This window comes from Hyphomicrobium sp. B1 (genome assembly GCF_049532635.1).
Taxonomy (GTDB): domain Bacteria; phylum Pseudomonadota; class Alphaproteobacteria; order Rhizobiales; family Hyphomicrobiaceae; genus Hyphomicrobium_B.
In genome coordinates this window covers 3,903,214-3,915,396 of the sequence record NZ_CP134871.1, presented here as the reverse complement: position 1 = coordinate 3,915,396, position 12,183 = coordinate 3,903,214, and the positions used below count along the sequence as shown (strand labels likewise).

The 12,183-nt window shown below is 58.6% G+C and carries 15 protein-coding genes; 7 read left to right on the top strand and 8 right to left on the bottom strand.

The genetic code is table 11. From position 1 onward, the window contains the following. The first annotated feature begins 248 nt into the window (after nucleotides 1-248). Entirely contained in the window at nucleotides 249-611 is a 363-nt protein-coding gene (locus RLW55_RS18670) for a hypothetical protein (RefSeq protein ID WP_423415039.1), read from the top strand. 57 nt (nucleotides 612-668) lie between these two features. Here the strand turns inward: RLW55_RS18670 and RLW55_RS18665 are convergent, their stop codons facing one another. Both RLW55_RS18665 and RLW55_RS18660 read right to left on the bottom strand, forming a co-directional pair. Continuing rightward, on the bottom strand, nucleotides 669-1,196 hold the full coding sequence (locus RLW55_RS18665; RefSeq protein WP_423415038.1) for a hypothetical protein: 528 nt from the start codon (nucleotides 1,194-1,196) through the stop codon (nucleotides 669-671). A 12-nt stretch (nucleotides 1,197-1,208) separates the two neighbouring features. Beyond that, nucleotides 1,209-1,616, bottom strand: coding sequence for a hypothetical protein (locus RLW55_RS18660; RefSeq protein WP_013947007.1), 408 nt, complete (start codon nucleotides 1,614-1,616; stop codon nucleotides 1,209-1,211). A 486-nt stretch (nucleotides 1,617-2,102) separates the two neighbouring features. Here RLW55_RS18660 and RLW55_RS18655 point away from each other — a divergent pair, with 486 nt between their 5' ends. Further along, nucleotides 2,103-2,297, top strand: a complete 195-nt coding sequence (locus RLW55_RS18655; protein ID WP_414462206.1) for a hypothetical protein — start codon at nucleotides 2,103-2,105, stop codon at nucleotides 2,295-2,297. Nucleotides 2,298-2,390: 93 nt separating this feature from the next. Here the strand turns inward: RLW55_RS18655 and RLW55_RS18650 are convergent, their stop codons facing one another. Continuing rightward, nucleotides 2,391-2,648, bottom strand: a complete 258-nt coding sequence (locus RLW55_RS18650; protein ID WP_409562851.1) for a hypothetical protein — start codon at nucleotides 2,646-2,648, stop codon at nucleotides 2,391-2,393. Between the two features lie 260 nt (nucleotides 2,649-2,908). Here RLW55_RS18650 and RLW55_RS18645 point away from each other — a divergent pair, with 260 nt between their 5' ends. The 5 genes from RLW55_RS18645 to RLW55_RS18625 all read left to right on the top strand — a co-directional run bounded on the left by RLW55_RS18645 (nucleotide 2,909) and on the right by RLW55_RS18625 (nucleotide 5,379). Further along, on the top strand, nucleotides 2,909-3,154 hold the full coding sequence (locus RLW55_RS18645; protein WP_409562852.1) for an EF-hand domain-containing protein: 246 nt from the start codon (nucleotides 2,909-2,911) through the stop codon (nucleotides 3,152-3,154). A gap of 173 nt (nucleotides 3,155-3,327) precedes the next feature. Further along, a complete protein-coding gene (locus RLW55_RS18640) occupies nucleotides 3,328-3,537 on the top strand; it encodes a ChaB family protein (RefSeq protein ID WP_409562853.1) in 210 nt (69 codons plus the stop codon). A gap of 215 nt (nucleotides 3,538-3,752) precedes the next feature. Next, entirely contained in the window at nucleotides 3,753-4,178 is a 426-nt protein-coding gene (locus RLW55_RS18635) for a GFA family protein (RefSeq protein ID WP_423415037.1), read from the top strand. Between the two features lie 342 nt (nucleotides 4,179-4,520). Further along, nucleotides 4,521-4,805 carry a hypothetical protein gene (locus RLW55_RS18630; RefSeq protein ID WP_409562855.1) on the top strand — a complete coding sequence of 95 codons (285 nt, stop codon included), beginning with the start codon at nucleotides 4,521-4,523 and terminating at the stop codon, nucleotides 4,803-4,805. 220 nt (nucleotides 4,806-5,025) lie between these two features. Next, entirely contained in the window at nucleotides 5,026-5,379 is a 354-nt protein-coding gene (locus RLW55_RS18625; RefSeq protein ID WP_423415036.1) for a hypothetical protein, read from the top strand. 17 nt (nucleotides 5,380-5,396) lie between these two features. Here RLW55_RS18625 and RLW55_RS18620 read toward each other — a convergent pair whose 3' ends face one another. The 5 genes from RLW55_RS18620 to RLW55_RS18600 form a co-directional block, all read right to left on the bottom strand. After that, nucleotides 5,397-6,536, bottom strand: a complete 1,140-nt coding sequence (locus RLW55_RS18620) for a hypothetical protein (protein WP_423415035.1) — start codon at nucleotides 6,534-6,536, stop codon at nucleotides 5,397-5,399. A gap of 218 nt (nucleotides 6,537-6,754) precedes the next feature. Beyond that, entirely contained in the window at nucleotides 6,755-9,793 is a 3,039-nt protein-coding gene (locus RLW55_RS18615) for a bifunctional diguanylate cyclase/phosphodiesterase (RefSeq protein ID WP_423415034.1), read from the bottom strand. A gap of 267 nt (nucleotides 9,794-10,060) precedes the next feature. Beyond that, nucleotides 10,061-10,657, bottom strand: coding sequence for an isoprenylcysteine carboxyl methyltransferase family protein (locus tag RLW55_RS18610; RefSeq protein WP_423415033.1), 597 nt, complete (start codon nucleotides 10,655-10,657; stop codon nucleotides 10,061-10,063). Between the two features lie 23 nt (nucleotides 10,658-10,680). After that, on the bottom strand, nucleotides 10,681-11,805 hold the full coding sequence (locus tag RLW55_RS18605; protein WP_423415032.1) for a type III polyketide synthase: 1,125 nt from the start codon (nucleotides 11,803-11,805) through the stop codon (nucleotides 10,681-10,683). A 13-nt stretch (nucleotides 11,806-11,818) separates the two neighbouring features. Continuing rightward, on the bottom strand, nucleotides 11,819-11,947 hold the full coding sequence (locus RLW55_RS18600) for a hypothetical protein (protein ID WP_414462212.1): 129 nt from the start codon (nucleotides 11,945-11,947) through the stop codon (nucleotides 11,819-11,821). Nucleotides 11,948-12,183: the final 236 nt, after the last annotated feature.

Here is a 12,183-nt window from a genome sequence, read left to right as displayed (position 1 = left end):
GGATGGCGCGTCTCGTCCATTCCCTCAGACGCGAGAGCTGGTTTCGCACTCCCCCCGTGCCACCAGCTCAGGCGTCGGCCGGTCCCCCCGAAAGGCCGACGCCCCCTGCATTCCCGCGGTATTACAATCAATCTTCCCGCTAGACGCCGCTCGTCCATTCGCGGCGCGCAAACCCTTTGACAGAAAATCGCGAGTGGCAGATTGTTAGTGCGCGCTGGACGGGGACCCATAACGTCTGGGAGTGTTCCATGCGTAAAGTGATCTTGGCAGCAAGTGTGTTTGCTGGCGTCCTTACTGCTCTTGGAAGTTTCGCTTCGGTCAGTTCTGTTGCGGCTGCGAATTTCGTAGCGCCGATACCTAAACATCAGAGTGTCGCGATGAAGGTCACCCATCGCCGCTACTGGTATCCCGGCTATTACGCATACTATCCAGCTTATCCGGCTTATCCTGCTTACGGGCCCTACTATTACGCGCCGCCGCCGCCGGTCGCGTATGCGCCTCCCGTCGTCTATTACCCTGGCCCTCGCTACTATCCTGGCCCGGCCGTCTATCCACCCTATGGCGCCGTCAGGTATGGGCGTCCGTATGACTCGCTATATGTGGGATGGTGAGGACGTGTTGAGGCGTCGGCCGACCGGACCAATGGCCGACGCTCTTCATTCGTTTGGCTAGTTTGGCCGTTGATCGCGTTTGGCCTGCGCTCTGGCATTCGCTTTGAGGATGCTGCCGATCTTGGCGCCGGGCGTGCGAACACGTTTTGGCGCTCCGCCCTTGTCCTTTTGACCGGCACCCACCGTTTGTCCGCCAGAGGGATGGTGAGCAAATTTGTTTTCCCGGTGAAGCGCCAGCGCCCGATGTGCCGCTTCGACGTGGTCGGCTTTGACTTCGAGCGCATAGATAAGGGCGCGCTCTTTTTTCACGCGCCTCAGAGCATGGGCGAAGACCTGCTTTCGTCTTGCTGGATGATCCGAGGTACCTGGAAAGCTCTTGCCGCGTTTGTCCGCCGTGCCTTTGGTCTCGCGACGCTTTTGGCGCGTGAAGGTTTTTTCTTTGTCGCGAAATCCTTCAAGACGCTGCGCCAAGTTCCGAAGCCCGTCTTTGTCGAGATCATAAATTGCCGGGTGATGCGACGACTTAACGACTTCGTATTCGTCGTGGCTGAGAAGGCTTCTTTCGTCCTTGTTTGAGAATGACATGACGCTCACACCCTATTGGTTATAATGCGTGTTCGTATGATAGGTGATCATCAGCATGGCCATGATGATGGCCGAGAAGAGTCCCGCCAGCGCGCCGAGCAAAACGGGCATTTGGCCAAGAACGTCGCCATAAAGGTCGTGTGCCGCCAGGCTTCCGGCAATTGACGCTATGGCCGAATAGGTGACGACAAGACCCGGCACGCGCGTGTCGTCAGCGCCAAATCCGGCGCCAAGAAAAATCACTTTATAGCGGATGATGCTGGCTACCGTGGTTGCAACCAAGCCGGCAATGATCGCGATTGTGCGGGAACTCAATTCTGTGCCGCTCAGCACCAAACCTATGAGCGCGCCGATAGCTGTCGCGACGAGGATAACAATTATGAGGCTGGCGGAGATTGTACCGGGTTTTCGTACTGGCATGATCGCTCCCAATATTTTTTATTTGAAAAGACGCAGTCTGATTGGTTTTCCAGGCTAGTCAAGGAAGCTGCGCGCCGCCGGACGTGCTCGTTTCAGAGCGTTGGTAAAGGAAAAGGAAGCGAGTTTCCCATCGCGGCGAAAGCACACGCGTGCTCCGCGATGGTCGACAAACTGCCTGTTTGGGCATGCGCGTTTGCGAGCGGTTAGCGCACAATTTTAATCAGTTGTCGTCAGTTCGGTTGGGCTTGGACCAACCGGCAAATGCAATGTGGACCAATCAATTAGCTTTTGCGGGTTGCGAAAAGCGACGCTCGGCTTGTCGTCCGTTTTTGGCCGGTCGAACCGACGAACGTACCGACAGTCCTGTCATGAGCCGCATTCCGGTGAGATCAGCCATGCAATTGCGTGCATGGACAACTTGCGGGCCGCGCTGCATGACCCGCCGCTTAAATTTCATGAGGCCGCGCGAGCTGCGCGTTTAGCGTTATGGCACTTTGCACGTACAGTTCCGATGAACTCGCTGAGGTTCAGCGCATCCTCCAGGAGATCATCGCTGAGGCTCAGGCGTCGCCTGACAGCCCTGATGTCGAAGAAATCATCGAGCGGCTGTTCGACTTGGCCGATCACGGCGAGCGCGATCCGGAAAAGCTGCGGGCGTCGGTGCTTAGCAAGGCCGCCTAAATCGCTAGTGATGGCGCTGCGGCGCAAATCGAATTTTCAACTTGTAGATTAAAAGCAGCCGGACGACGCGATCGTCGCCCGGCTCAAACGCCGTCATTCGCGGGGCGCCTGCGGGCCTTGATGCGCCGGTTGCGATTGTATCGGCTGATCCAGCGAACGGTCGGCCAGCGTCGTCGGGCGTTCGGGATGTCCCAGGCTGATGAGGGTTGCCAAAAGGACGACGCCGAATGCGGCACCTGCGAACATCATGAAACCCGGACCGATTCCGGCTTTATCGAACGGATCTTCTATTCGCTGTTGCTGATTGCGCTTCTCAGTGTCGGAAAAGCGCGGGTCTGACCACAGAGCCATGTTTTCCTCCATCGTTTTTATTTGGATACGGAGGATCAACGTGTCGTCGCTGGCGGGGTTCCAGCCCTTGCTCTGTGTGCAATGCAAAATCGAAATTTGCGAAGGAAATTGCGCTGAACCGGCATAATGTCCGGTATTCGACGAAAACTTGATTGCGCCCTGCCATACGAAATGCACGATCATTCATCGACGACATCCACTCAAGAATGGTGCGTCGATATACATGCTGTGCGTTTGTTTCTTACTAGGGAGAGAGTTTCATGCGTCGTAGCATTTTCATTTTGTCATTCGCCACTTTGTTCGTTGCAGCTTCAGCGCAGGCGCAAACGCCATTGAGCGACGCCGATTGCGAAGCGACTTGGAAGGCAGCAGGCGGAGTTGATCTCACGGCAGACACTGCGAAACCTTTTATCGCAAGTTTCGATCAGGTTGACGTTGACCACAACGGCGCGATCAACTGGGAAGAGTTCAAGGCGGGTTGCGCGAAAGGATTAGTCACGAAGTGACCGGCGACGTGCAATACGTTGGCCTAATGGCTTTTTGATTTTCTCATAGCCCTTACTCGGAACGAACGCCTTGCGCCGACGGCGTGAAAGGCGTCAATGGACGTCAGCCTTGCTGGGGAAGCTTTTCCTGCCAGCAAGGCTTTCTGGTGCGGTTTCATTTTTATGAGGCACCCATGCCCTATGCCGTGAATGACGATCTGCCGCCGTCGGTGCGCGATCATCTACCGGACCATGCGCAAGACATTTTTCGCGCCGCTTTCAATTCGGCTTTCGACGAATACGGCGGCGATGAGGAGCGGGCTTTCCGCGTAGCTTGGGCGGCGGTGAAGCGCATGTACGTCAAGGAAGGGGGGCAGTGGGTGCCACGCGGAGTCCCCGGATGATAGGGCTTTGTAATGGGCAATCGAGCTGAGGCCGCCGCGACCTTACGAGGGCTGCCCGGTTTTGCTCGCAAGAGGCGCCGATTTAAAATCCGATTTCGGCGCAGCGGCACTTCAGCTTCTTGCAAACTAGGGACTACAAAAAAGCCGAACTGAATTTTCCTCGCTGAGATATATGTCCGGCATTGTCCTGCCCAAGCGGAAATGAGGTTGAGGAAATGCCAACATACAAAGGTGAGTGTTTTTGCGGAGCTGTAAAGGTAGAGGCGACAGGCGCGCCTGATGCGATGGGCTATTGCCATTGCAATTCGTGCCGCGCGTGGTCGGCGGGGCCCGTCAATGCATTCACGCTGTGGAAGCCGGATGCGGTCCAGGTGACGGAAGGCGCCGAATTCATCGGCATGTATCAGAAGACACCGGTGAGCCAGCGGCAGTACTGTACGAAATGCGGCGGGCACGTGATGACTAATCATCCCCCGCTTGGGCTTGTCGACGTTTACGCGGCGATACTGCCGACGTTGGCTTTCAAACCCGAAGTTCATGTGAACTATGCTGAGACGGTTTTGCCGATGAAGGACGGACTTCCAAAGCTCAAGGATTTTCCGAAGGAGTTCGGCGGCTCGGGCGAAGTTATCCCTGAGTGATACCCGTCCTTTGCGGTTCGCACTTTCGATGATGAGCGCTCGCTTCGGCGGGCGCTTTTTCCTTTGCGGATGTCGGCTGCAAGCTGCGCGTTGCGATGACGTTCGAAGCGGTGTGGCGGCAAGTCGAGAGAGGCGGCAATCCGCAATACGGCCGCGATGAACATGCGATGAATGTAAGGCGGCGAAACCGGTTCGTGCCGCGGCGGCGCACGGTCTCATAGCTTTCATCCACACCGCACCATTTACGAAATGAAAGCGCAGCGGCGCCCGAGTGAAACAAATTCCGGGGTGTCTGCGTTCTGCGTTCAGAAAACGGCGGGCCACCCGCCGAAGGAGGAAGAAATGAGAAAATATATCGGGCTCGCCGCCGCGTTGGTTTCGGCTCTGCCGCTCATGACGTTCGCGACCAGCGCTGACGCAGGCGGCCGTCATTATCATGGCGGCTATCACCACGGCTGGCATGGCCGCTACGGACGTGGCTATGGCCGCCATTGGCATCGCGGACGCGGGTATTGGCATAACGGGCGCTGGATTGCACTCGGCGTCGGTGCGGCGATTGCCGGTGCTGCTGCGGCAAGTGCTTATGATGACTGCTATTGGCGTCACGGCCGCCGCTACTGCTACTAAAGTCTCGGTATTGCCGCTCAGACGTAATGCCCCGGACCGTCCAAGGCCGGGGCTTCTTTTTGCCCGACTGCTGCCATCAGGCGCTTTAGCCAGCTTCTTGACGCCGGGTTTTGCACAGCCTGCCTGTGCAATACTCGATTTATGTGGACTTCGTGGCTGTCGACGTTGGCCTAAGGTTCCGCCTTATGCTGGGTTGCCCGCAGTTGTGGGAGGTTGCGTTATGTTTAGCACGAAGTTGGTCGCGTCCGCGTTCGTTGTTCTGGCGTCCGCCAGCGGTATCGCGGGAGTCAGCACGTCCGCGCCGGACGCGCTCAAGCCTCAAAACATCCCGATAGCACTCGACAACAATTCCTTGCTTGTCGCGACGCTGGCGAACGGCGAAATCCAGACGCATTGGATGTCGCGCACCGCGTGCGAGCAGGTCGAGGCGGCGGTGGCGTCCGGAGACGCTGTAGCCGGTATCAGACCCGACGGTGTGAGCGTCTACATCGCGAAGGCCAACTGCAGCACGCGCCGGATCGAGGTCGATCCTGCCGCCGTCACGCTCAGCAGCGCGTCTCCAATCGAGCAGTGAGAGCTCGATCGTCGGCTTCATGCAGCGATCAAAGCCGGCCTGCCGGTTAGGCGCGCAATGAGTTCGGCTTCGTCGTGAATATCCGTCCGCCGCAGGATGCGAGCAAGACCGACGCGCGCAGCCGGCATCGAGATGGCAAGCGCTTGGGCTGCGCGGTCAAGCGAGAGACCTTGCGCCAGCAACGAGAGCAGCCAACTCTCGGCTATGCTCACCGGATGATGACGCAGGAGCGTTTCGGCTGGTGAGCGTTCCGCTGTATCGAACGCTTTGACGAAGACTGCAACGCGCGCGCAACGGGAGACGCCGACCGGCAGCCTTACGCGCTCGTCGATATGCGCAACCCACACGGCCAAAGATTTCGTTCCGCACCCCTTGATGATGATCGGAGGCCCGCGGCGCGAACAGGTCGAGCGGCCGCGGCCGGCATCGGCTATGGCTTGGCGCAGCAGGCTGTTGCCGTGATTTTCGCGGGCGGCGAGTTCGTCTTCGAGACAAAGCAGGGCGCAGCCGTCGAGTAATTTCTCTCCCGCGGTGTTCGCGTGCAGGATTTTGCCGGAGGGGTTTGTGAGGATGATGCCGACGCGCATCGGGTCGAATGCCGCCGACGTACAATGGTGCGCGAGCGGCATGTAATCGAGAAGCTGTGCGATTGCGGTTGCGCGGCGAATGTACGGCGCGAGGGCGGACAGTTTTGCGATGTCCTGCGGGACGTAGGGGCCGGCGGTGTGCGGACGCGCAATCATCAGCATGGAGAACGATCTGGCGGACTTCGAGATCGTGACGATAGCGACGTCATCGAGGCCTTCGGGTCGAAGGACTCTTTTGTGCCAGAGCGAGTTGCGCACCTCCTTGCTGCCGAAGAGCGCGTTCGTCGTAAATGCCCTGGCGACGCCAAGCAGCCAGACGGCGGGAAGCCCAGGGCTCAAGGGTGCCGTGGCGACTATTGCCCGTTCAAGACTTGTGCTGACCTTCCAGCTCGCTTCCACGCGTGCACTCTCGCCTGGGGTTTGGGCGACGATTGCGGCCGCGCAGCCGCGGATCAATCGCGCGGCGCTGCCGAGGGCGGTGGCCCAGCGGCTCGGGTCCATCGAACAATCGTAGATGTTGTTGAGGAAATTGAGGGGGGCGCGAGTAGTAGCGCAATCGACCTCTACCAAAGGCCCCCCCCGTAATGAAAACATAAACGCTAGAAATCAATAGGTGGCTGCAATGCAGCAATTCTCAAACGGTGCTGCGCTGGCCTGCATCACCCGTTTGAATAATGAGAAAGAAACTTTTGTCTGATCGTTACCGGAAGTCCACCAATTAATCAGTGTGCAGTCTTTATTTTGTGCGCAGTGCGAATTTGATCGCCGTTTAGTGACGTCCTTGGAGGTCAGGCGGCCGTACGGCTGGCGTGGTCTGGACCGTTCAGGATTTTGCGAATGACGTCGGCAGGTTCGGGGCGATTGAAGAGGAAACCCTGCACGGACGTGCAGCCGTATTCTTTGACGATGTCTAGCTGCTCGTTGGTTTCGACGCCTTCGGCGGTGGTGAGCATGCCGAGCGTTCGGGCGAGATCGACGATCGTACCCAAGATGGCTCGGGCCTCCATCGAGACGGCGAGGTCGCGCACGAACGAACGGTCGATCTTAATTTTATGGAACGGCACTTTCGTTAGCGAACTGAGAGATGAATAGCCCGTGCCGAAATCGTCCATCGCGATTTCGACGCCGAGATCGCAGACCTGATGGAGGACGTGAGTTGCGAGCTGGATATCCTTCATGATCATCGATTCCGTGACTTCGATGGTCAGGCGGTGGCTGGGCAGCCCGGATTCCGCCAGCGCGGCCTTGACGGTGTCGACGAAGCTTACGGCTTCGAGTTCGACCGCGCTGATGTTGATGGACACGCTCATATGCTCGGGCCAAGACATGGCTTCGATGCACGCTTGGCGTAGCACTTTCGCGCCGAGATCGGCGATCATGCCGATTTCCTCGGCAATCGGGATGAAGTCGGCGGGCGAGGCGAGCCCAAGACGCGGGTGCTGCCAGCGAAGCAGCGCTTCGGCCCCGATTGGTGTCATCGTATCTAAGCCGTAGATCGGCTGATAGTGCAGCTCGAATTCGTCGTTGGTGATGGCCTCGCGGATCTCGGCCTCCAGCAACGTACGCGCCTTCACCTTGGCATCGAGTTCTCGCTCGAACAGGCGAAAAGTTCCGCGCTGATCTTCCTTGGCGGCATAGAGCGCAAGGTCGGCGAGCCGGAAAAGTTCGTTGGGATCGCAGCTATCATCGGGAGCCGTCGCGATGCCGATGCTGCCGCCGCAGATAACGTCCTTGCGGCCCAGCCTGACCGGTTCGTTTAGAATGGAGATCAGGCGTTGCGCGAGCTTGGTTGCGCTCGCGGGATGGTCGAGATCCGTAACGAGGACGGCAAATTCATCGCCGCCGAGGCGGGCCACGGTATCGCTTTCGCGCAATGCGCCGGTCAAGCGGTCGGCGACGACCTGCAAGAGTTCGTCACCCGCCGCGTGGCCCAGCGTGTCGTTGACGACCTTGAAGTTGTCAAGATCGAGAAGCAGAAGCGCCATCCGATCGCCGCGTTTTGCACGCGCCATTGCAAGCTGCATGCGTTCAGCGAGCAGGTGGCGATTGGGAAGCGACGTCAGCGCGTCGTGGCGCGCCATGTAGGCGGCCTTTCGGTCGGCTTTGCGTCGCTCCGTGACGTCGATGGCGGCGATCAGGAGCGCGTCTTCGCCTTCGTGAATAAGCGGGCGGACGTAGACCTCAACTTCGATTGAGCGGCCGTCACGGCGATAGTGTTTGAAAAGCTGCGCTTCATTTGTCGGTAAAATTTGCTGGTCGCCGTGGTCAAACGGCAGGTTCAGATCTCCGTTTTGGATGTCTCGCAGCGATAGCAGCGAGAAATCCTTGCGAGAATATCCGTAGTGGGCAATGGCGGCGGTGTTGACAGCGAGGATCGCCCGGGTATCGCGGCTGACGACGAACATCGGGAGCGGGTTGTTTTCGAACAACAGGCGGATCGAGGCCTCGCGCTGCTTCATCTCCGTGATGTCGATGCGCAAGCTGATTAAGCCGCCTTCGCTCGTGCGGCATTCTTCGATCAGATAACAGCGGCCGTTGTCCAGCAGCTGTTCGTGCGAGGCGGCGGGCGTTTCGAGATTTTTAATGCGCTCGGCGAGCCACGCTTCCTCGCGACCGAAGGCTTCCGGATACATTTGCCGTTCCATGCCGATCCGCAGCGCTTCCTCCAGGCTGCGGCCGACGGCAATGGTGTCGCGAGCTCGTTGGTAAATTTCCGCGTAGCGCTTATTCCAGGCGACGTAGCGGTTCTCAGCGTCCAGGATGACGATGCCTTCGGGAAGGATATCAATTGCTTCCTTAAGCCGGTGGTGTGCCTTCTCGAGTTCGGCCTTTTGAGCCGACATCGCGTGCTCCTGGGCTCGCAGGTGGTCGTTCAGTTCGTCGCGCAGGGCGATTTCCGCGGAAAGCCGTTCTTGCAGGCGCGAATGAGACTCAATTGCTTCTGAAAGCAGCATCACGATCATGAAGACCGTCAACATTCTGAGCTGCATAAGCTGAACATCGGTCAGCCACGGCACGCCTTCGAAACGGATCCCGACGTGAAATCCGGACGCCGTGGCGACGAAGAGTATCGCCGACATTATCAGTGCAGCCGCTGAGGTCGCACTCGCACCCAGTCGGCAGGCGATTAGGACCAGTATGGGTAGGACCACAAAGCTGAGTGGCCTCACCGCAATGACGATAATCGTTGCCACGGCAAGCGCAGCAAACAGAGCGTAAGTTTCCCATGCGGCTTTGGAAGACGGAGGCGCGTGGTTTTTCTGGTGCATGCGGACCAGGGCCGGGGTGACCAGCAGCAGGCCAAGAAGGTCGGCAAACAGCCAGGAGCTGAAGACGCGCCAGCTTATGGTTCCCGTCGTCAACGTCGCGACGATTGAGGCTGCGGTTGATGAAATCAGCGCGCCTGTAGCGGTGGCGATCGAGAAGGAGATCAGGAAGCGGACGCTGCGGAACTCAAAGGGTTCTGCCTCTCGCAGCCGCAGAACGTAGAAAGCCGTACAGAGTTCGATGGTATTCGTCAGTGTAAAGCCGATATTGGCCGCGAGTCCGCGTTGAGCGAAGTAGTTCGCGATGATATTTGCGACAAGGACGGCCGATAAAATCTGGCGGCGTCGCCATGGACGTTTCGCAAGAATGAGCGCGGCAAGTACGATGCCGTTCGCAGGCCAGATGGTGGCGACGCCATTGCTATCCTGGGTGAAGGCAGCCGAAAGATAAGCGACGATTCCGAAGATGACAGCTACGGCAGCGGCGTTGACGAGGCCTTCGCTGTCTTCGATACGCAGAGTTCTCAATGGAGAGAATGTCCGGACCCCGCTAACCGACATCAGAAATGCTTTCGTTCCCCAACGGACCAAGGTCCGCCTATTCCAGTTTTTCCAATTTTTCCGGAATTGCATTGGAGACAGAGTTGTCAACTGTAAAACAAAGACAATCCCGTCCCTTATCACCCGACTTGCGGTCAGGCTGAGGCTTTTTGATTAATTTTAGGTCAAGGGCGGGATTGTAATTCCGCGTGCGGATAAAGTTCTTACGCAAATTACCAGATTCAGAAGTTGTTAGTGCCGGCGGCAGGACAAAAGTAAAGAATTGATTCACGAAAGTCGGACGGTGCGGGGATGGCTGCGGACCGGGGCGCTAAGCCGGGCGATAGGGGTTTGGCCGCCACCCATCCGGGACTGCCGACGTCGATCGACCAGGCCCTGTTCCTCAAGCTCGATCTTGTAAATCAGCACAGAATACCAGATCGCGCCGATAATGACGCCCAAGGCCAATTGGTCGAACACGATCGGCAAAAGGAACGTCTCGGCGATCGTCACGGCGTAATTCGGGTGCCGGATCAACCGGTAGGCTCCGCGGTCGACCACGGGGGCATTGTCGAGCGTGATGATTCGGTGGGTCCAATATCGGCCAAGCGAGCCGATGACCCAATATCGGATAATTTGCAGAATGCCGTAGAGAATTGCGAGCGAGATATGGATTTCCGCGTTCGGCGCAATCAGGAAGAATATAGCTGCAATCCAGGCCAAATGCGTCGTCGCCACGACGGGATAATAGGATCGGCCGATTTCGCGTGCACCGGCGGAGAGTAATCGGCTGGTGTTTCGCTGCGAATAAAGTTCTTCCAGACCGCGCTGGGCGAGCAGAAGCAGCGCAGCGATCTGCGGCCAGCCGAGAGTGTCGATGATCATGACGAAATTCTCCGAACGAAAAGCTAGAGGTCAAGCGCTGCGAAATAAGCGGAGAAGCCGGGTCCGAACGCGGCGAGAAGATGCAAGCCTTTGTCGTTCTGGCGGATCGCGCGAGCGAGAATGAAGAGCGCGGTTGCCGACGACATATTGCCGAAGTCGCGGAGCACGGCCCAGGAATGAGCAAGATCGGATCGGTCAAGGGTCAGCACATCTTCCGCCGTTTCGAGAACCTTCCGGCCGCCGGGATGAAACAGATAGCCTTTGAAATCGGAGAGTTTCAGGTCGTGGCGTTCAAGGAAGGCGTTCGCGACGGGCGCGAGGTTCGCGCGCATCAGCGCGGGCAGTTCGGGGCTCAGCACCACGCCAAAACCATCCTCTTTCACGTCCCAGCCCATGATGTGGCGCGTGCCGCGCCAGAGATGTTCGCCGGATGCAATGAGCGTGGGTCGCTGCATACCTGTTCGAGCCGAGGGTGCGCAACTTCCGTCGGCGGATGCGCGCAAAACGACCGCTGCGGCGCCATCGCCGAATAGCGCTGAGGCAACGAACATCGTCGCGCTGGCGTCGTTCGGGCGGATGCACAGGCTGCAGAGATCGACAGTGATGAAAAGGACGTTGCCGCCGGGTTGGGCTTGCGCGAGGCGGGCCGCGCGCGAAAGTCCGGCGACACCACCGCCGCAGCCAAGACCGAAGATCGGCAAACGTTCGACCGCGGGAGAAAAGTCCAGCCGGTTCATCAGCAATGCGTCGAGGCTCGGGATCGCCAGGCCCGTGATCGTGTTGGTCACAAGGGCGTCGATGTCGGAAAGCTTCAGACCGGCGCGAGAAATCGCTTCGAGAGCCACGCGCTCCATGAGGTCGAGTGCACTGCGTTGATAAGCAGCGGTGCGTTCTTCCCACGAATGCCGCTCGCGATACCAGGACATCGGCTGGCACATGTAGCGGTATGCGACGCCGGTATGAGCGAAGAGGCTGTTCAGGCGCGCGAACTGCGGAAAGACCTCGGCGGCGTTGGCGAGTACATCCTCCTGAGCGTAGCGCCGCGACGGATTGGCCGTGGCAATCGACAGGATCTCGACGGGCAGGGCTGGGGAAGAGCGCGGGAGGCCGAGGCGGAGTTCAGGCTTGTTGATTGGTAGAAGTGTCATGAGCAGACTTTTTCTATGCCGGCGCTAGGGCCGAGCGCTGAATGTCCGGCGGCGGGCAATCGGCCCACGCGGGCTGAACGATTGCGGCCGTCGATAGAATTGCGAAAAGAAGGATGAGAAACGTCGGTCGCTTCGTTTGCATGACCGTCTCCATCTCTTTGGCAGGAGAAGCCCGGGCCGGCGGCGGGTTCGTGAGCGTTTGTCGATCCGGCCGTCCATCGCGGCTGTTCCCTGGGGAACAGCCTGGCGTGCTCGAAGGGGGGCGTTCGGCCGCAGCACGCGCAAAAAGCCCGAAGTATCGGCGCTGAGCCGCGAGCTATGTGCGTGAGACAGTTCGCACTTGCAAAATCGGGGCGCGTGACATCTCGACTTGGAACG

Excerpts from the sequence above, each read along its gene's own strand:
- RLW55_RS18670 (WP_423415039.1), top strand. The coding sequence starts at position 249 with ATGCGTAAAGTGATCTTGGCAGCAAGTGTGTTTGCTGGCGTCCTTACT.
- RLW55_RS18665 (WP_423415038.1), bottom strand. The coding sequence starts at position 1,196 with ATGTCATTCTCAAACAAGGACGAAAGAAGCCTTCTCAGCCACGACGAA.
- RLW55_RS18660 (WP_013947007.1), bottom strand. The coding sequence starts at position 1,616 with ATGCCAGTACGAAAACCCGGTACAATCTCCGCCAGCCTCATAATTGTT.
- RLW55_RS18655 (WP_414462206.1), top strand. The coding sequence starts at position 2,103 with ATGGCACTTTGCACGTACAGTTCCGATGAACTCGCTGAGGTTCAGCGC.
- RLW55_RS18650 (WP_409562851.1), bottom strand. The coding sequence starts at position 2,648 with ATGGCTCTGTGGTCAGACCCGCGCTTTTCCGACACTGAGAAGCGCAAT.
- RLW55_RS18645 (WP_409562852.1), top strand. The coding sequence starts at position 2,909 with ATGCGTCGTAGCATTTTCATTTTGTCATTCGCCACTTTGTTCGTTGCA.
- RLW55_RS18640 (WP_409562853.1), top strand. The coding sequence starts at position 3,328 with ATGCCCTATGCCGTGAATGACGATCTGCCGCCGTCGGTGCGCGATCAT.
- RLW55_RS18635 (WP_423415037.1), top strand. The coding sequence starts at position 3,753 with ATGCCAACATACAAAGGTGAGTGTTTTTGCGGAGCTGTAAAGGTAGAG.
- RLW55_RS18630 (WP_409562855.1), top strand. The coding sequence starts at position 4,521 with ATGAGAAAATATATCGGGCTCGCCGCCGCGTTGGTTTCGGCTCTGCCG.
- RLW55_RS18625 (WP_423415036.1), top strand. The coding sequence starts at position 5,026 with ATGTTTAGCACGAAGTTGGTCGCGTCCGCGTTCGTTGTTCTGGCGTCC.
- RLW55_RS18615 (WP_423415034.1), bottom strand. The coding sequence starts at position 9,793 with ATGTCGGTTAGCGGGGTCCGGACATTCTCTCCATTGAGAACTCTGCGT.
- RLW55_RS18610 (WP_423415033.1), bottom strand. The coding sequence starts at position 10,657 with ATGATCATCGACACTCTCGGCTGGCCGCAGATCGCTGCGCTGCTTCTG.
- RLW55_RS18605 (WP_423415032.1), bottom strand. The coding sequence starts at position 11,805 with ATGACACTTCTACCAATCAACAAGCCTGAACTCCGCCTCGGCCTCCCG.
- RLW55_RS18600 (WP_414462212.1), bottom strand. The coding sequence starts at position 11,947 with ATGCAAACGAAGCGACCGACGTTTCTCATCCTTCTTTTCGCAATTCTA.